This is a genomic window from Lacibacter sp. (assembly GCF_057361365.1).
The window spans coordinates 186,281-205,575 of the sequence record NZ_JBMQSG010000007.1; the positions used below are offsets into that span (position 1 = coordinate 186,281).

Sequence of the window (19,295 nt, forward strand, 5' to 3'; positions counted from 1 at the left end):
ATCGTTTGGAAAGTTTAGGCTTAGTCTTGATATTTCAGACTGACAGTATTGAAATTTGTATTCTTAAATTCTCAGTCTGACCTAATATGATATTGTTTCCCTTAATCTTTAATTCTCCAGAAGAGAATTGCGTAAACGCAGTTGAACGACTGGTTAAAGAACTGAAAGTAGATGTAACGAAATCCACAATCCGCAAGCAATTAAAAGAACACCCTGATTATCCAAGTCTATTGAGTATTGGAGATGTTTTAGACACATGGAAGATTAGTAACTTTTCAATAAATGTGACTTCGAAAAATAAGTTGCACGAACTCCCCTTACCATTTATCGCACAGATAGATAATGGAGGGACTTGTTTCTTTGTTACCGTAAAAAAAATAAGTGAACGAAAAATAATTGTTTCTGATTTAACAGTACCAAAATGGCGGACAGTTGATGAAAAGGATTTTGTTGAACAATGGACGGGAATAGTAATGTTAGCAGAGCCAGAAATAAATGCAGGAGAATTTGATTTTGAAAAAATACGACAGACAGAATTCATTGGAGCAGTGTCCAAGTTTGCAGCCTTTTTATTGCTAATACTGTTATGGGGCTTTGCAACGACTAACATATTTTTACAAACAGGAGTAAAGGGATTGCCGGAAATGTTTTTACTCTCACTTAAACTTTTAGGAGTACTTATTTCCGGGTTCCTCTTATCATACCAGTTGGGGAATACTAATTCTAATCTTGCGAAAGTATGTCAGGCGGGAAAGAAGACAAATTGTAAAAGTATTTTGAATTCCAAGGCTTCGCAATTAATACCAGGTATTAGCTGGAGTGAGGTAGGATTTATATATTTCTCCGCTGGATTTATTGGTATGCTAATTATGAACCTTTTATCCGTTTCCCCTTATCTGTTAACATGGTTGAGTGTGGTTGCATTGCCTTACACTTTTTTTTCAATTTACTACCAATGGAAGGTAGCGAGGCAGTGGTGTGTCTTATGCTTACTAGTGCAATTGTTGTTAATTTTGGAGTTCTTAACATTTATTTTTTCTGATTACCTCAGAGAAGTACCATTGCCATCTTTAATATTGGAAGTCGTTGTAATTGTTTTCTCATTACTTCTTCCGGCAATTGGATGGTTTATGACTAGATCTTTCTTAAAGGCAGCGAAACTTAATGAAGAAGCACAACGTGATTACGTTCGACTAAAATATGATCGCAAGGTTTTTGAAGGTCTGTTATTACATGAAAGAAAGCTGCAGCGAGAGCCTGAGGGACTGGGAATAGTCCTGGGGAATCCCTTAGCAAAAAATAAATTAATCAAAGTATGTAATCCTTATTGCGGGCCTTGTGCAAAAGCCCACTATGCAATAGAAATGTTATTAGCTAAGTGTCCGAACGCACAGGTCAGGATTATTTTTACTGCTTCAAACAATGATGCGGATGCCAGATCCTATCCGACAAAACACTTATTGGCAATAGCGGAAAAGAAAGATGAAGACCTTCTTCATCAGGCCCTTGATGGCTGGTACAATAGCCCTAAAAAAGATTATAAGGAATTCGCCTCAAGATTTAGTGGTATTGATCAAATCGATAATCAAGAGAAAAAAATAGAAGACATGAGTGAATGGTGCAGGCAAACTGAAATAGCTTTTACACCAACATACTTTGTAAATGGTTATCAATTGCCGCAAGTATACACGATTCAAGATCTCAAATATTTGTTATCAACTTGAAATGAAAATGCTTGGTACCGAGAGTCAAGTACATGTGGAAGGCGCCTCTACATGGAAAGTCTAGCCGCTACTGCTTCACGGGCTGAATCGAGAGCAATAATTTTAAAATTTAAAAAACAAAAAAATGAAGAAACTGAAATTGAGCTATTCAGATCTCAGATCGGATGAAGTACTGACCAGGGAACAGTTGAAGAACATCCTCGGCGGTAATGAGACAACGACAAGTGGTCCATGTTATTTCGATTGTCCGATATTGGAGTCTAGCTCCACAGGTACAACTTATCTTTACAACGTTCAAGTTTCTAGCCTGGACCCCCAAGGAGAAGCCGATTTTTACTGTGCGCAAGTAGTTGCTAATGGCCATGCGGCTTCGTGTACTGCAACCTGCGACACTGCGTCAGGGTGTGTTTAATTAGAAATCAGGAAAGAATGCCACAACTTGTGGTATTCTTTCCTTTAATGTTCATCTTTTAATAAAATATAATGACGTACCGGAAGGCCATCACAGTTTTTATTTTGCTACTTATACCTGCATTGAAAATAACAGCGCAAAACCTTATTGCCAATTCTTCATTTGAAGATGAAAATTATTGTGAAGGCAAAATCCCTTGCAGTCCCTCAGGTTGGTTTTCAGTGAGTAATTGGCCCTCTGGTTATTTTAAGAACATAGTTAAACCGTTCAAAGGCGAACAGAGTCTTGGATTTGTGATTGCAAGTAGTCAAGGAAAAGCAAGAAAATATTGGCAGACAAAAGTATTATGCAAACCTTCTGAAAGCGAATCCTTGTCACTAAAATTTTATTTATATTCTCCACATAATTCATTTAACCGAACCAGTTTTGGTTTTGCCTTTATTGATAACCTGATAAGATCTGAGAACGATACATTGCTTTCTATCAGTAACCACACAGATTTGTCTCAGGCAATGATAAAACAAAATAAAAATGGATGGTATGAGGTTGAAATTTCATGCGTTGTCCCTTTAAATGGGAATTATTTAATACTGGGAAATTTTGACACCTCAACAACATGCAGAGCAAATACTGGCAAAATCAGAATTGAGGAATATTACATTGACCAGATTAGTCTGACATCGCAACATAAAATCCAATGCGACCTCAAATCAATCAAAGATTCACTTTATTCGGATATAACCAGACACATCAAAAAAAAGCCCGCGTCTGCACCAACCAATACAGTGAAAGTGCCTGAAAAAATTAGAGTGAGCGCTGATACATTTTCTCTAGGTATTGAAAATTTCGATCTTGATCGGTCAATTTTAACTGATAGTACAAAGATCGATTCGATTTTTAAGGCAATCGACATAGCTTCTATTCAGGTAATTCACATATCAGGGTTCACCGACAAATCAGGTTCGTTAGAATACAATAAGAAATTATCTCATGCCAGAGCAGAAGCTGTTAAAAATTACATCCTTTCAAAATTTGTTCAAGATTCGAGTTTAATATTTGCAAAAGGTATGGGGATATCCACCAAGTATAATGAAGAGGAGCTAAACAGGCGAGCTGAAATAATTATTAAATACAAAGCCCAATAAGAAACTATTCACTTCAGCAATACCAACAAACTTTGTGAGCTATAATTTTTTTGAATTACAATGATATTCCTTTCGGCCCAGCCTGATCATTATTATTTTTATTGGCAACTGGAGTTGCAAATCTTAAACTTTCGCCAGGTAGGTATTTCTAAGGAGAGTATTCATATTTTAATTGGATATAATCCTGTAAAAGGATTGGCAGATGAATTTCGAAATTTAATTGCAGAAAACACGGGAGCAACTTTCTTTACTTATCCAATTGAAAGAGATATAAGGGACTATCCTTCATCTGTTCGTCCGCATCTAATCAAACAACATATATTAACCTACCCAGATTTACAAAAAACTCCTGTATTTTATCACGATTCAGATATTTTGTTTAGAATGCTGCCTGATTTCTCTTCTATGTTGAGAGGGGCTACTTGGTATGTTTCAGATACCAGGAATTATCTTGACAGTTTCTACATTAAGAAAACCGCCAACAATCATTTGTTTGAAACGATGTGCAAAACCGTCGGAGTATCAACAAATTTGGTTGAAACAAATGACGCAAATTGTGGTGGTGCACAATACTTGTTAAAAAATACTACTTATGATTTTTGGGATAAGGTGGAAAGGGATTGTATATCGTTGTATAGCTTATTGGAAACTCACAACAACGTAGAAAGCGATGCGCACTACTTAAAAACCTTACAAAAGAAATCTACCTATAAAGGTATTCAATCTTGGTGTGCGGACATGTGGGCCGTCCTATGGAATGCATGGCATTTTGGGTATGAAGTAGAAATTCATCCGGAACTTGATTTCTGCTGGCCAAAAAATAAAATTGATGATTGGTTTAAGAAGAAGATACTTCACTATGCAGGAGTGTATAAAATGGATTGGAAGAAATATTTTTTTAAGGGGAATTATGTTCACTACCCCCCATATTATATTGACTTTGCTACTATCGATCACACCTCATGCAGTCTTCCTCTTATTCAGCAAATTGGCCAATTAGTTCTTGAAAAGAAAAAGGAAAGAGTAGATCTTAGAGATGTTAGTTTTTTAATTCCGGTACGAATTGATTCACGAGATCGACTTGAAAATTTGCAAATAGTTGTTAATTATTTGGATAAGTTTTTTGATACCAATATCATCATCCTGGAAGCCGACATCGAATCTCATGTAAATATAGGGAAACTTCCATCGACGTGCGCTCATCACTTTGTTGCAGATAACCAGACACTTTTCCGGCGTACGATGTATAACAATCAAATGGTTCACATTGCCAAAACTCCATACATCGTTCTTTATGATTCTGATGCTGTATTTGAAATCGATCAGATTCAAAAAGCTGTCTCCGTTCTGCGATCCGGTGACGCAGACTTTGTAACACCCTATGATGGCACTGTCGTGGGCGTTGACAGAATATTCAAGGCCATCTTCGGTAAGATACTGGACCCCGAGGTTTTGGTTTACAACCAAGGAAAATTTTCAGCTGCTTGTAAACGATCTTGCGGCGGAGCAGTTTTCTTAAATAAAAAAGCATTTGTTGCTGCAGGTATGGAAAATGAAAAAATCGGTAGCTGGGGGCCGGAAGATGTTGAACGATTGAAACGTATGAAAATTCTAGGACACGTAACGAAAAAAATTAGCGGCCCGTTGTTTCATCTCCCTCATACGCGTAGTACAAATTCGGGATATTGTGACTTAAACCTTCGGATGCAATTGATGGAAGAGTATATCAAAGTTTCTTCTATGCGAAAGGAAGAACTGTTAGGTTACATTAGTACTTGGAGTTGGATCAAGAAATCTTAAATAAAAACACGATATGGATTTTTTAATTGATAAAATGATTGGTAAGGCGCTGGAAGAAAATCACCATAAAATTGAATCGTATGGATTAAATGATGGAAAAGCTGGATGGGCAATACTTTATTTTATATTGTTCCGGTTTACCGGAGATGAAAAATATAAGGAGAGCGCTCAATCGTTACTGGATAATATTGGTGACAATATTATGAATGTGCAGGAATTAGGTTATGGCAAGGGGCTGGCCGGGATAGGGGTTGCTATAGAATGGCTGGTACAGGAAGGATTTATTGAGGGAAATACAGATGAAATATTGGAAGATGTTGACGATACATTATATAAGGCTGTCGTCTATGCTCCGGACAATAATTTTTCATTGCAAAATGGAACGTTAGGAAAAATTGCCTATTTTCTAAAAAGATATCAAAATATCAATCGAGGAACTCACAGGTTTAAGACCATTTGCCATCAGGAATGTCTTGTTATTCTTACAGACGAGTTGAGGACAAAAATTGTAGAAAATGATAGCCCCCTATTGGAATTTGATTCTTTTATAAAGAATAAACGTTTAGACGGTGATATAGTCAATGTATGCCACGCCCTAATCTTACTAAGTAAAATCTTGCCTATTCGATTAAATACAACAACTATTGAAGATACTCTTTATGAATTAGTAAAAATTGCCGACCAGGTTTTATTAACTAGTATTGAAAAAAAAGCGCTTCTATCTGACCAAAAAGTAATTCAGTTGCAAACGTTAGCTTATAGCTATTATTTAGCAGGAATTATTCATAAGTGTCAACCCTGGCAAGCAAAGAGTGTTTCTTACCTGGATTGCCTATTACAGTTATATCCCTCTATCAATTCTCCAGAATCTCAAATACGTCAATTGTCACTTATCCTGAATTTCGAAGAATTGGGCTTAAAAAGAAGCTATTCATTTTCTGTTAATGCAAAGTTGGAAAAATTGATTTACATCTCACCACCTGTTTTAGTGAGCGGCAATGGGGAGTTATTGCTGACAACATTAAACATCCAAAGAAAAGGATGTCATAAATGGAATGAACTTTTACTCAATATTTGAAATTCGTACAGCACATGATACGTTCGACTAAAGTATGATCGAAGGTTTTTAAAGGTCCGTAATAACATGAAAGAAAGCTGCAACGTGAGCCTAAAGGACAGGAATTGTCCTGAGGGAAATCCCTTAGCAAGAAATAAAATAGTCAAAGTATGTAATCCTTATTGCGGGCCTTGCGCCAAAGCCCACTATGCAATAGAAATGTTATAAGCTAAGTGTCCGAACGCACAGCGAGTGGTCATCATGGGCTGTCAAAGGAACTGAATCAGTCGGATAGATCTTTCAAAAGGATGACATATAAGTGTTATCAAAACGATTTTAACTTCTCATTCATTTCTGTCAAGCCTGCTTTGCTAAGCAATTCTACTGCAATTTCAGATAGTTCCTGGAATGTTTCTTTTGAAACGGTATCTAAAACACTTGCTGACTTATCATCACTATCTTTTCCATTCAACCCTCTCTCAATTACTTTATTCAGCAGCAGCAAATTCTTACGTGAGATTTTCAAACTTACTTTTATGTCATCATTCATGCCGGGGATACTGAGAATAGTATCATATAATTTTGCTACATCATTTTTTGCAATCATAACTTTACTTTTTCTTGTTCACAAACCATTTCCACGATTCAAAAATAGATAGCACATTCTGTTTCTTCCTCTATCAAATTTACAGGGGATCGCAAGCCAGGTGATCAATGTTTAATTTGCAGTATTACCTGATTGTATAATTGAAAATTGTGAAGTATGAGTGTCAGAACAAATGGTCTTACGTTTGATCAGGCAAAGCAAATTGATATGGTCGATTATCTTGCTTTGCTGGGGTATACGCCCAAAAAAATAAAGAAGGATGATTACTGGTATCATTCTCCGCTAAGAAACGAGCGCACAGCATCGTTTAAAATCAACCGTAAAAAAAATGTTTGGTATGACCACGGACGTGGGGATGGAGGTAACCTCGTCGATTTCGGGTTGCTGTATCATAAATGTTCAATTACAGAATTATTATCCAAACTGAATGAAACGTTTTCTTTTCACCCGCCAAAGCAAGTTGAATCAGTTTCAGAACCTGCAGAATCTTCCATTCAACTTTTATCAGAAAGAACGATTATTTCACTGTCACTGTTGCGGTATTTCAAGCAGCGCCGGATAGCAGAATCTATTGCAAAAAAATATTGTTGTGAAATAACTTTTTCAACGAATGGAAAAGTCTATACCGCCATCGGTTTTAAGAACGATCATGGCGGGTTTGAGCTGCGCAATCAATGGTACAAAGGAAGTATTGCACCCAAGGCTGTTACAAGTATTCGAAACAGTAATAAAGAACTGGTTGTTTTTGAAGGGTTTTTTGACTTCCTTTCTTACCAGACGATTAACCTTAATCAACACCCTTCAGCGTTCAATTTTTTGATCCTGAACTCAACTTCTTTTTTTGAAAAAAGCCGGGAGTATATGGAACAACATGACCGCATTTACTTATTCCTGGATAGCGATAAAACCGGACAAAATTGTATAGAACAGGCATTGTCGTGGAGCGTAAAATACAAAGATGAAAGTAGTCTGTATAAAGGCTACAAAGATCTCAATGAATGGGTACAGCATATTGGCAAGTCCATGAAGAATGGGCTTGGAAAATCTATGTAATGTGTTAAAGAAGAAATATAAAGAACTGCGAATGCAATTGTCGGACAAATGTTTTGAAGATCTTTTTCAATGGAGTTTAATGCCCGTCTGTGGGCATGGCAAAGATGTACGTTTGTCGGGCAAACGGTGGCCCTTTCGCTCCGGGATCGCTTCGGGTAGATGGTTTAAATGTGTGAATGAATATGAAGAGAAATGAAAAGATAAACCGTACAAGGAAAGTAACTGTCCGTTTTTCAGAAACGGAATTTGATAAGATCATACGGTCTTTCAGGACAACTACGAAGCAAAAACTGAGTGAATATATCCGTTATGTGTTGCTGGAAAAACCGGTAACAGTTTACACCCGTGATCAATCTCTCGATGACATGCTGGCATTGTTTATCTCTCTCAAAAATGAGCTTTCTGCAATCGGAAATAACTACAATCAATCTGTGAAAAAACTCCATACAATGGACCGAATTCCAGAGATAAAATCATGGACTGAGACGAGTGAAAGGCAGCAGGAATTATTTATGAATAAAGTAGCTGAAATCAATTTTCAAATTGCTCAATTGTCGGACAAATGGTTGCAAGAATAAATACCAGTAAAAGTCTGTCGAAAGTGCTTAATTATAACGAGCACAAAGTCCGTGAAAAGGAAGCTGAAATTTTGTTGGCGCAGAACTTTTTAAAGGAGGCCGCACTGTTGAGTTTTTCGGATAAGACACGGTACTTTGAACGATTCACTTCATTGAATGAAAGAGCTGTCACCAACGTGCTGCATGCATCGCTCAATTTTGATTCTTCTGAACAATTATCAAATGAACAGTTGGTCGATATAGCAAAATCATACATGGATAAAATCGGGTTTGGTCAACAACCCTACCTGGTATACAGACACCATGATGCCGGTCATCCTCATATTCATATTGTCAGCACGAACATTCAATGTGATGGCAGCCGGATTTCCATGCACAATATTGGACGAAATCAATCGGAGAAAGCAAGAAAGGAAATCGAACTTGAATTTGGGTTAGTGAAAGCAGAGGAAAAAAAACTGGATGATAAAATAAAATTGATCCCGGTATCCGCACAGAAAGTGGCTTACGGTAGGTCATCTACGAAGAGAGCTATCAGTAATGTATTAGGATTGGTGATTAACCAGTACAAGTATAGTTCACTGCCTGAACTGAACGCCATCCTGAAACTATATAATGTGCAGGCTGATTGTGGTGAAAAAGATTCGGTGATGTATGAGAAAGGGGGACTGGTTTATCGGGTACTTGATGATAACGGAAAACCAATTAGCCCACCACTGAAAGCAAGTTCATTTTATATGAAGCCTACGTTTAAAAATCTGGAACAGCGGTTTGTTGAAAATGAGAAGTTAAAGCAGCCCTTTGCCAGAAGAATCAAATCGACAATAGATTTTACTTTACTGAAAAAATCAGCAGGTGGTTTGCAGCAATTAGTGAATGCCCTAGCAAAGGAAAATATTTCAGTTGTATTGCGGCAGAATAAAGAAGGGATGATTTACGGAATTACTTACGTGGATCATAAAACCAAATGTGTATTTAATGGAAGCGATATAGGAAAGACATATAGTGCCAAAGCCATTCTCGAACGGGTTGCTGCTGTAGGTAATTCGCCGGATGCTGTAGTTGTTGCTGGTGAAAAGAAAAACACCCGGCAGGTTGAAGAGGTTTCGCATAATGCAGCAGTTTCCCGTTCGCAGCAACTGGATTTATCATTGTCAAAGGAAGATCGATCCTCTGCAGGAATGGTTGATTATGTTCCCTGGCAGTTGAAGAAAAAGAAACGTGGTAAAAAGAAAAAACGATTAAACCTATAAGTCATGCATACAGGAGAGAATGAACAGGGGCTGAGAAAAATTTTAGACATGACCCGGCTCATGAGTATTGTAGTAATAGGATTGCATTTTTATTTCTATTGTTATAAAGCATTCGAGGAATGGAAACTGACAGCGGATCTTTCTGATCGCTTGCTGCTCAATATTGGTAATACAGGATTGTTCAATCAGTTTAATACTGGCAAGTTGATCGCCTTAGGACTATTGATTATTTCACTGATGGGAGCAAGGGGAAAGAAAGATGAAAAGCTGAATTACAATACAGCTTTTGCTTATGTCATTCCCGGTTCACTGATTTATTTCGGAAGCTATTTCAGTTTGTTTATTCAGTATGCTGTTACTACCGTGGCATTGGTTTATATGCTGCTGACTATAACTGGGTTTCTTATGGTGCTCACGGGTTGTGGGTTGCTATCCCGGATCATTCATCAGAAATTAAACAGTAACGACATTTTCAATAAAGAAAATGAAACATTCCCGCAGGAAGAACGGTTACTTGAAAATGAATACTCAATCAACTTACCTGCACAATATCATTTGAAAGGGAAGGTTCGGAAAAGCTGGATCAATATTATCAATCCCTTTCGTTCATTATTAGTATTAGGTTCGCCAGGGTCAGGTAAATCTTACTTTGTCATCCGACATGTCATCACACAGCATATACAAAAAGGATTCTCCATGTTTGTTTATGATTTTAAGTTTGATGATCTCTCCGTCATTGCTTATAACCATTATCTGAAATACAAACACCGTTACCCAGTCCCACCAAATTTTTATGTAATCAACTTTGAGGATTTGTCACGCACGCATCGTTGCAATCCTCTCGATAAAGAAAACATGCTTGACATCACAGATGCTTCTGAATCAGCCAGGACAATTCTCATGGGATTAAACAGGGAATGGATCAAACGGCAAGGAGATTTTTTTGTGGAATCACCGATCAATTTTCTCACAGCTATTATCTGGTTCTTGCGTCGATACAACGATGGTGAATTTTGTACACTTCCTCATGTGATTGAGCTGATGCAGGTTGATTACGATAAACTGTTTACTATCCTGAAAGCAGAAAAAGAAATAGAAGCATTGATAAATCCTTTCGTGTCGGCTTACATGAATGATGTAATGGAACAGTTGGAAGGACAGATTGCTTCGGCTAAAATTTCAATGGCAAGACTCGTTTCGCCGCAACTTTATTATGTCCTTTCCGGTAATGATTTTACACTGGATATAAATAACCCTGACGCTCCGAAAATTGTCTGTATGGGCAACAACCCTCAGAAGATACAAGTGTATGGCGCTGTGCTATCATTGTATGTGTCAAGACTGATCAAAACAGTCAATAAAAAAGGAAAGCAAAAATCAAGTCTGGTGTTTGATGAGTTCCCTACGATTTATCTGAATAATATGGACAGCCTGATAGCTACCGCCCGGAGTAATAAAGTGGCGACCACTTTGGGTGTGCAGGATTTCAGCCAGCTCAAGAAAGATTATGGAAAAGACCAAGCCGACGTGATCATGAACATCACCGGTAATGTTATTGCCGGACAGGTGACGGGAGAAACTGCCAAGCAGCTCTCCGATAGATTTGGAAAGATCATGCAGGACCGAACCAGCTTGTCTATTAACCGGAGCGATACATCTGTCAGTCACTCCAAGCAACTCGACTCGGCCATTCCTGCCTCCAAAATAGCCGGCTTAAGTTCCGGGGAGTTCGTAGGAATGGTTGCTGATGATCCCGGCCAGAAAATCGAACTTAAAGCTTTCCATGCGGCAATTCTGAACGACCATGAAGCTCTGAAACGAGAACAGGATAGCTATAAACCGATTCCGGTTGTCCGAGAGGTAACCTCGGCCATGATCCAGCAGAATTATCTTCAAATCCGGCAGGAAGTTGAGGATTTAGTTAACGCTGAAATGGAAAAAATAATGACCGACCCTGCAATGACAGGGATAGTCTCGAAGAAAAACTAAAAGCGTTATTTTATAATTTTTGCACAGCAATAAATTATAATTTCAATACAACCTTATACTATACCCTTTTGGGTATAGTATGTTTGCTTTTTTAACTCTTATACCCAATCGGGTATAGCTAAATCAAAGTCTTTACATAGGCGATCTTTTGCGGCGTTCATCGCCGGGGAAAGCTCATTTTATAAACAAAAATACTTTGTATATTTGTATTACTGCGGCGTTCATCGCCGCAAAATAAAAATAGTATAAAATGCCACTAAACAAGCAAAGACGTGTTTTGATTTCAAATGTTATAGGAGACGGAATGATTCTTCCCCGCAAGTGGTTTAGTCAGCAAAAATTGCCTGAGCTTAAACTTAACAGACATGCAATAGATAACTTGGTTAAAAGCAATGAATTGTACATAATAACCAAAGGAGTTTATGCAAAATCAGGAACAACTCCTACATGGGAAACAGTATTATATTCATTACAAAAATACTTTGAGATTGACGTAGTCGCCGGAGGATTAACAGCACTTGAATTGATGGGGTATGGGCATTATGCCAATTTAAAAAGAGGAGTGAGGATACATTTATATTCTTATACAAAACTGCCTAAATGGATTCATGAGGCGCCTAATGAAGTCGAAATTATCGAACATTCTAATAAAGAATTGTTGGGCAGAGGCGACGGGAATGCATCTAATTTTTCGCTTACTCAATTTACTGTTTCCTATAGTTGGCGAGATAACGGCCTTCCGCTTTTAATATCAGGACCAGAAAGAGCTTTGTTGGAGGTAATTTCGGGGGTGCCAAAATACATATCAGTGGAACATGCTTATCAACTTATGCAAGGCCTTACCACCTTGTCACCAGATAAAATGCAGGAACTTTTAGAAAATTGCCATTCAATCAAAATGAGACGACTATTTTTCTGGCTGGCTGACCATTTTACTTACGCCTGGCTGAAAAAAATTGATCGAACAAAAATTAATCTTGGATCGGGTAATCGTGTTATCGTAAAAGGCGGGAAATTTAATAAACAATATAACATCACAGTTCCTGAGCAGTTATGAATGTAGATACTGATTATTATAAACAAGTTCAGCTATTAGTTCGTGTCCTTCCACTGATTGCGACAGAGGATTGTTTTGCACTAAAAGGAGGTACAGCAATCAACTTATTTGTTCGTGATGTACCTCGACTTTCTGTTGATATTGACCTTGTGTATTTGCCGATGGATGATCGTAAGACTGCTCTGGAGAAAATCAGGGCAGCCCTCTCCCGTATCAGCCGACTCATCGAAAAAACTATTCCACAGTCTCGTGTACAAAATGCGCATGAACAGAGTGAAGCTCTCCGATTGCTTGTTGAGCAGAATGGGATTAGAATTAAAATTGAGCTATCACCAGTCATCCGAGGAACAGTATTTGGTGAAAAGATATTATCTATCTCCAAAATAGCTACAGAGCATTTTGGGTACGCAGAATTCCCTGTAGTTTCATTACCGGATTTGTATGCAGGTAAAATTGCAGCAGCTCTAGACCGGCAACATCCCAGAGATTTATATGATGTCAAGTTTCTATTGGAAAATGAAGGATTTACAGATGATTTTCGCAAAACATTTCTGGTATATCTAATAAGTCACCAGCGACCAATGTCAGAATTACTGAGACCTAACTTCAAAGAGCTTAAAGAAATTTATGAAAACGAATTTGTGCGAATGACCACGCAGGAAATTACATTAGAAGAATTACTGGAAACAAGAAAGCAGTTAGTAAAGCTTATCCATGATACGATAACCGATGACGAAAAACAATTCCTTTTGGGATTTAAATCGATGAAACCAGAATGGAATTTACTTGGATTGGAAAACCCAGAAGCAGTATCACTATTGCCATCAGTACGATGGAAAATTATAAATCTTAATAAACTAGGTGCAAAGAAGCATGCGGAGGCTCTCGATAAGTTAAAAGTGATATTAGAAATTGAATAATAAGAAAGGAAAGTAAGTCATAAAATGAGTAAATACCATACGCAAGCAATCAACAATAAGCCATCCGGAGCTCCCAAATCATTCTATAGCAATATACTCAGCAGATACAAAGGGAAAAGTAAAAGTATTATAGTTCCTGGGTTCCTTGTTTTATTTCTACTCGTATTTACGGATAAGTTTTCTGAAATTATTTCAGCAGCGTTGGTGAAACCTTTGTTTTCAACATTGAGCCAATCGTCTATAATCATTGACCTAATCTGCATACTTGGTAGCCTGTCTGTTATATTGTTTTTTGTTATTAAAGGGATAAGACTTGTTCGCTTATCTGTAATGCTTGAACTGTACATTTTTTCTTTCACGTTCATTTTTTTATACTTTCGTTTTTTTGATACCTCCAGATATGATTTTGTTCCGTTTCGTTCAAATTTAGTTAGCTTTCTTTCTTTGGCGGATATCCTTTTATCTTTCATCATTGGAGTTGCATGTTATTACTTGTTCTATGCAATTAAATTTGTTAAGCAGTATAAGCATCAGCCACCTCTACACGAAGGATTTTTTACGGACACGCCATTGATTCTGGAGGAATCATCTGATATTCTTGGAAGGTTTGGCTACGTCAAGGACTTAGCACATAAGATATTTGCGACAAATTCTCCTAATCATTCTTTTGCAATTGGCATCATCGGTGAATGGGGGGCAGGGAAAACCACTTTTCTTTCAACTTTAGAAAACATTTTCGAAAAAGAACAACAGGTTGTGCAACTCAGATTTAATCCTTGGGCAACTAGAAATAGTGAAAATATTTCTGCAATTTTCTTTTCAGATTTGGCAGCACGTTTATCTGAATTTGACGAGTCCTTAAAAACAAATATTAATGATTATAGTAAGAAACTGCTTCAATCTACAGACAGTAACAGTCTCGGAGTCATAAAGCAGCTTTTTGAATTCTCGACAGAAAAAAAAGAATTTCACGAGCAATACGAAATCATAAACCAAAGTATCCAAAGTTTAAAGAAGAAGATTGTGGTTTATATTGATGATGTTGATCGGCTGGATAAGAAAGAAGTAATTGAAGTTCTCAGAATAGTTCGAAATACAGCTAATTTCGGAAGCGTTTTTTTTGTGGTTGCTTTTGACAAGGCTTATGTCACAGCGAGTGTAAATGAAGCCCTGATTAATAAAAGTGAAAAATATTTGGAGAAGATATTTCAGTTAGAATACTATTTGCCTTTGCAGCCCAATCGATTGGTTTATAGAAACGAACTCTTGGGCCATTTAAGGAAATACGTACCGCAATCATATTTGCAAGTTTTAGATTATATAGAAAACCCTTCATCAACTTTGTTTGGAAGTTTCGAGATTCTTCCCAAAATTTCAGACTATATTACCACGTTCAGAGATGTGAATCGATTTATGAATGTTTTTTTACTGAACTATGATCGTATCAAGCACAATATCTATCTACCCGACTATATTTCTATTTGTCTTTTACGCTTAAAATATCCAGCAGTATATCAGTCTTTATATTACACAAGAAGTAAATTTCTGACTACGGCTACGGATTATGACATGTTTGACCATTTTGTAGGTGAACTCTTTATTCGATTAGAGGAAAAAGGAAATAGCGACCTGGAAAAGACGGAGCTTTACAAACACTTGCAAATTCACTATGCAGATTTTGCTATTAGCGATGACGAAATAAAAAATGTATTGGTATTAGTTAATTCAATATTCGCATCTCCCTATCAAAGAGGTATAGCTAATGGCAAAAGGACACTTTATAATCATCATTTAACAATAACTCAGGCATCATCTTTTGAAAGATATTTTGATTTTTCTTTAGAAGGAAGGTTGGATCAAGTTGAGTTCGAAACTGCTTTAAAATTACCTTTTGAATCATTGAAGAAAAAAATAGAGGAATGGAATACCAGCCGTGCGATTTCAACTGATTTGATTGTTAAGTTGGAAAATGTAATAATCCCGTGCGACAAGGAATTTTTCGAAAAGCTCATAAAAGCAATAGTCTACCTTACCACTTTACCTATCCCTCAAAATCCGGATCATGAACATTCATATAATGTTGAAGACTTTTATGAAAAATTAGGTGGCAAATGTGATGATAAAAATAAAGTAGTAAAGGAAACATACGGAGGCGATAAAGAAAAGTTCAAAGAGTTGTTTAAAAGTCTTTATTTTTTTAACTCCAAAATAGGGAAATGGGGTTTTGTTCATGAGTTTGCAGTTCGACTTATCAAAGATTATGACGATGATTTTATAGTCAGTCATGAAGAATTAAAAGAGTTAATTAAAGATAGTTTTCTGGCTTCTCTTTTTGAACCCTCTGGGCTGACACATGATATTATGCGATTTTATAACCAGGCGATACGGTTGTTCCAAAAATCAGATGTTAATGGATCTGTTATTGTGCCCGAAGGCAAAGGTGTTGAAATGACTGAAAAGCTTAAGACGTTAATTGATTCAGATTTTGTGATTTACTTAAATTGGAACATTTTTAGAAACGGACCATCTGGAGGATTTAATATTGGAGGTTGGCACAAAGTAATTTATGGGTCTGATGAAGAGTTCAATAAGGTTGTTGAACTGAAAAAAGAGGAAGCTGCAGTAAAAGAATATATTTGTTTTCGTGACGCCTACAATGACGCAGGCCATCCTATCGAGTTTGAATTCGAATTGTTGAAACCATTTTGAGGTAGTCAAATGCCCATAAAATTATTTATTACAAAACAGGCGCGGTCAAAAACTTTTCTCATTAGGATCGGCTTTAATTTTTTCTGAATATCTTTTCAACAGGTTTATCCTTATTTATTTCACCATATTAATCAGACTATGATCTAAATGAAATATCTGCTGATAGATACCAACTGCTGGATTGAATTGTTGCGTTCAGACGAAAGAGGCAAGTTGCTGGAATTGCTTGAGTATTGGAAGAATGAGAACTTGGTCAGCTTTATGGTTCCTCAGGTGATCATGGACCAGGAATGGCCATCCAAAAAAGAGCTATATATTGAGGAGGTACGTAAAGCTCAACAAACTACTGCCCGTGCTGTGAGGGGAGGAGACGAAGTCTTACCCGCACTCTTACAAAGAGTGACAGATAGTGATGTGCTCGACAAGTTAAAACGGGTTGAAGCTTTGGTTACTGGCGGAATCTACTATAAGTATAGTCGAAAGGTGATGGCCGATATCGTAGAAAAAGAGCGAAAAAAACTACCTCCGTTTCACAATAAGGCAACTAGCAATGCAGATGCCCTGATCTATTTTTCAACGATCGAATATCTGGCGAAAAAAGGAATCAGCGAATTCGCCTTCATAACTGCTAACATTAAGGATTTTTCTGATCCGTCAGACAAGCAACGGTTACATCCGGGACTACTAGTAAGCGGATTTACGATAAACTATTTTATCAACTTTCATCTGGCTGGTCACAAATTTCAAGAAGATTTGCCTTCCCCGAGAAAGCCTGAAGGCGGTACAGATAAAGACTATACTAAACAGTTTATTCTGGCCGAGAGACAGCCCAACGCCCATCTTATTGATGAACTGGATAAAGCCTTACAGGCTTATCATGATCAAATGCCATTTGTTCCCCTGCACTTCTTACACCGGATTTATCCCTTTAAAGTGATTCAGGTAAAAGATTCTTATACAGATTATTCTTGCTATACCCTTATCAGTAATAATAAGGAGCTGATCGACTTGCTCGCTTCCGTTGAAGTTGGGAAAAATAACCAACTACGGTTTAAGAATAAATCGCATTTTAAAGGAGTTCGGCAGTACGTAAAAAAAATAGGCGGCATTTATAATTATTTGAATCAAAACCTTGTTGGGTCGTTACAGAACAGCAACAGGGGAAACGAAATATCCATTCAGTTCTCTTACAATACTCTTTGTGATTGCAGTCGGTGCAGGATGCAACGCTTTGATTTTGTTGGAGGTTTTCAACAGTTAAAATTAGAACCATCCGAAAGCTTTCACGACACTATGCGGGAAGCATATTCACACGCACTTTGTGGTAATTATTCACAAGCTTTCAGTTTGTTTTATTCGGTGTATAAAACAGCATTGGAAAAAGAGAAGTATATCCTGCACTTTATTTGCCTGACTAATCTGAAGCGGATAAAAAATTATATGCGCGGATATTCCATACCTGTAGATGCAGACCTTTCTACACGAATAGGGGAGATCGAAAATACTTCTGTACAGCAGGAGATGTTGTTGCATCATTACCGTTCACGGTTTGAGATTGAGAATATCCAATGGCTTGTGCAGGAATCTTTTTACACCCAAGCACATCTTGATATTACAGAAACATTAAGAAAAATACGCGATCATTATCATCTCCAGCAAGGGACTGGATGGAGCAGCAATTCAAATCTTCGAATACTCATATGCAGGTTTGCTCAGTTCGAGGAATACCTTGAAAAGAACTTCATCTTTTACCATCCAAATGATATTAACAGCCTCTTTGAGGAAGTGCTCGAGGGATTATTTATGTCCGGGTTGTTTAATGAAAAACAATCCAGTCGTTTGCAATATTTCGATGACTATTTACTGACTAGGATTGTCCGTTATGCGGGACCTGAAACTGTGTTTAAATATTTCAGGCAATTGCATATCCCCTATCTCCGTTATAAAGCCAATAAGAATAAGAAAACAGGTATAGGTCAGTTGGCCTTGCAATTTTTTAGGGATTATCGGGAGATGAATGAAAAGGCGAAGGAAAAAATACCGGGTGATGCTTTTTACTTTCATCAAAAAAAATTACGGACATTTCAAAATCTTCTTGTCGTAGTCGCAGTTACTGAAATCGATGTTGTCACAGTACAAAAGATTGCGGATGCAATTCTTGGTATATGCCGCCATGAAAAACTCTTCCGCAAAACCGAACATAAATACCTCTCTGAATTTCTGTCGAGAAAAGGAAAATATCTATCATCCGGTACTATTAAAGAGTTGATAAATCTTATCATACACGATGAACAGTTTCACGAGGGCGAAATCGCAAGGCCTCTGCAACACCTGGTGAACAAATATTTTCCCGAGTTGATTATTAAAAGTCGGAAGCAATATGAAGCTATTGTAACTAATTTTGTTAATCAATGTCCAAAGTGTAAACAAACACATCACAGCGATTTATTGCTGTATATCTACAGGCTCCTTAATCCTACTTTTAAAAAAGATCTTCAGGGAAAAATAACGGAACTCCTCAAGAAAGAATTCAGTCAAGATAATTATTATTATTTCGCGATTTACGAATTGATCGATTTCAGGGAATTTTGGGATATCTACTGCCAGGCTTTTCAGAAACCTCCTGACCGTTTATTAGATAGGCAACGAACATTTTTTGATCAAGGTGAAGTTGTGCTAACAGGGCTTAGTCAACTGTTAAACTTGGCTTTTAAATACAAATTGGATTTGACCGATCAGCTGTTTCAACAATATAAGGGACTAACACCTTATTATGACTGGCTGTTGAATATTGAAAAGTTTAATTATCGGCAATTTAAACCTCAGTGGGTTCTCGAATATGGCACGATGTATTACAATGAAAAAATATTTACCTCTCCTAAGGTCCGAGCTTATCTGAAAAAATGGTTGGCTAAAAATCATCAACCACGGATTAGTGAGTTGTTTATCGAATATAGCAGATAGAACAGATAAGAAGTTCTTTGGATGCAT

At 37.2% G+C, this 19,295-nt stretch carries 13 protein-coding genes; 12 read left to right on the forward strand and 1 reads right to left on the reverse strand.

Translation table 11 applies throughout. The annotated features are described in order from the left end of the window. The first annotated feature begins 86 nt into the window (after positions 1-86). The 4 genes from ACO1QW_RS05585 to ACO1QW_RS05600 all read left to right on the forward strand — a co-directional run bounded on the left by ACO1QW_RS05585 (position 87) and on the right by ACO1QW_RS05600 (position 6,159). Positions 87-1,724 (forward strand): vitamin K epoxide reductase family protein, encoded by a 1,638-nt coding sequence (locus tag ACO1QW_RS05585; RefSeq protein ID WP_486256494.1) that lies wholly within the window; start codon positions 87-89, stop codon positions 1,722-1,724. 483 nt (positions 1,725-2,207) lie between these two features. After that, positions 2,208-3,281: an OmpA family protein gene (locus tag ACO1QW_RS05590; protein WP_486256495.1), complete on the forward strand. Its 1,074-nt coding sequence runs from the start codon at positions 2,208-2,210 to the stop codon at positions 3,279-3,281. A gap of 60 nt (positions 3,282-3,341) precedes the next feature. After that, positions 3,342-5,081: a glycosyltransferase family protein gene (locus ACO1QW_RS05595; RefSeq protein ID WP_486256497.1), complete on the forward strand. Its 1,740-nt coding sequence runs from the start codon at positions 3,342-3,344 to the stop codon at positions 5,079-5,081. A gap of 13 nt (positions 5,082-5,094) precedes the next feature. Beyond that, positions 5,095-6,159 carry a lanthionine synthetase LanC family protein gene (locus tag ACO1QW_RS05600; RefSeq protein WP_486256499.1) on the forward strand — a complete coding sequence of 355 codons (1,065 nt, stop codon included), beginning with the start codon at positions 5,095-5,097 and terminating at the stop codon, positions 6,157-6,159. A gap of 304 nt (positions 6,160-6,463) precedes the next feature. Here the strand turns inward: ACO1QW_RS05600 and ACO1QW_RS05605 are convergent, their stop codons facing one another. Continuing rightward, on the reverse strand, positions 6,464-6,745 hold the full coding sequence (locus ACO1QW_RS05605; RefSeq protein WP_486256501.1) for a hypothetical protein: 282 nt from the start codon (positions 6,743-6,745) through the stop codon (positions 6,464-6,466). Between the two features lie 156 nt (positions 6,746-6,901). Between ACO1QW_RS05605 and ACO1QW_RS05610 the strand changes: the two genes are divergently transcribed. From ACO1QW_RS05610 to ACO1QW_RS05645, 8 genes are all read left to right on the forward strand, one after another. Beyond that, on the forward strand, positions 6,902-7,798 hold the full coding sequence (locus ACO1QW_RS05610) for a toprim domain-containing protein (RefSeq protein ID WP_486256502.1): 897 nt from the start codon (positions 6,902-6,904) through the stop codon (positions 7,796-7,798). 182 nt (positions 7,799-7,980) lie between these two features. Continuing rightward, on the forward strand, positions 7,981-8,376 hold the full coding sequence (locus ACO1QW_RS05615; RefSeq protein ID WP_486256503.1) for a plasmid mobilization protein: 396 nt from the start codon (positions 7,981-7,983) through the stop codon (positions 8,374-8,376). After that, positions 8,361-9,629 carry a relaxase/mobilization nuclease domain-containing protein gene (locus ACO1QW_RS05620; protein ID WP_486256505.1) on the forward strand — a complete coding sequence of 423 codons (1,269 nt, stop codon included), beginning with the start codon at positions 8,361-8,363 and terminating at the stop codon, positions 9,627-9,629. The genes ACO1QW_RS05615 and ACO1QW_RS05620 overlap by 16 nt, the downstream gene beginning before the upstream one ends. Before the next feature lie 3 nt (positions 9,630-9,632). Beyond that, positions 9,633-11,618, forward strand: coding sequence for a conjugal transfer protein MobC (gene mobC / locus ACO1QW_RS05625; protein WP_486256507.1), 1,986 nt, complete (start codon positions 9,633-9,635; stop codon positions 11,616-11,618). Positions 11,619-11,868: 250 nt separating this feature from the next. Then, entirely contained in the window at positions 11,869-12,675 is an 807-nt protein-coding gene (locus tag ACO1QW_RS05630; protein ID WP_486256509.1) for a type IV toxin-antitoxin system AbiEi family antitoxin domain-containing protein, read from the forward strand. Further along, a complete protein-coding gene (locus ACO1QW_RS05635; protein ID WP_486256511.1) occupies positions 12,672-13,595 on the forward strand; it encodes a nucleotidyl transferase AbiEii/AbiGii toxin family protein in 924 nt (307 codons plus the stop codon). The genes ACO1QW_RS05630 and ACO1QW_RS05635 overlap by 4 nt, the downstream gene beginning before the upstream one ends. Positions 13,596-13,619: 24 nt before the next feature. Next, a complete protein-coding gene (locus tag ACO1QW_RS05640; protein WP_486256512.1) occupies positions 13,620-16,304 on the forward strand; it encodes a KAP family P-loop NTPase fold protein in 2,685 nt (894 codons plus the stop codon). Positions 16,305-16,451: 147 nt separating this feature from the next. Further along, positions 16,452-19,268, forward strand: coding sequence for a PIN domain-containing protein (locus ACO1QW_RS05645; protein ID WP_486256515.1), 2,817 nt, complete (start codon positions 16,452-16,454; stop codon positions 19,266-19,268). The last annotated feature ends 27 nt before the right edge of the window (positions 19,269-19,295 follow it).

Bases quoted from the DNA above. Each gene is read 5' to 3' on its own strand.
- ACO1QW_RS05585 (WP_486256494.1), top strand. From the start codon at position 87: ATGATATTGTTTCCCTTAATCTTTAATTCTCCAGAAGAGAATTGCGTA.
- mobC (WP_486256507.1), top strand. From the start codon at position 9,633: ATGCATACAGGAGAGAATGAACAGGGGCTGAGAAAAATTTTAGACATG.
- ACO1QW_RS05610 (WP_486256502.1), top strand. From the start codon at position 6,902: ATGAGTGTCAGAACAAATGGTCTTACGTTTGATCAGGCAAAGCAAATT.
- ACO1QW_RS05640 (WP_486256512.1), top strand. From the start codon at position 13,620: ATGAGTAAATACCATACGCAAGCAATCAACAATAAGCCATCCGGAGCT.
- ACO1QW_RS05595 (WP_486256497.1), top strand. From the start codon at position 3,342: ATGATATTCCTTTCGGCCCAGCCTGATCATTATTATTTTTATTGGCAA.
- ACO1QW_RS05635 (WP_486256511.1), top strand. From the start codon at position 12,672: ATGAATGTAGATACTGATTATTATAAACAAGTTCAGCTATTAGTTCGT.
- ACO1QW_RS05600 (WP_486256499.1), top strand. From the start codon at position 5,095: ATGGATTTTTTAATTGATAAAATGATTGGTAAGGCGCTGGAAGAAAAT.
- ACO1QW_RS05620 (WP_486256505.1), top strand. From the start codon at position 8,361: ATGGTTGCAAGAATAAATACCAGTAAAAGTCTGTCGAAAGTGCTTAAT.
- ACO1QW_RS05605 (WP_486256501.1), bottom strand. From the start codon at position 6,745: ATGATTGCAAAAAATGATGTAGCAAAATTATATGATACTATTCTCAGT.
- ACO1QW_RS05590 (WP_486256495.1), top strand. From the start codon at position 2,208: ATGACGTACCGGAAGGCCATCACAGTTTTTATTTTGCTACTTATACCT.
- ACO1QW_RS05615 (WP_486256503.1), top strand. From the start codon at position 7,981: ATGAAGAGAAATGAAAAGATAAACCGTACAAGGAAAGTAACTGTCCGT.
- ACO1QW_RS05645 (WP_486256515.1), top strand. From the start codon at position 16,452: ATGAAATATCTGCTGATAGATACCAACTGCTGGATTGAATTGTTGCGT.
- ACO1QW_RS05630 (WP_486256509.1), top strand. From the start codon at position 11,869: ATGCCACTAAACAAGCAAAGACGTGTTTTGATTTCAAATGTTATAGGA.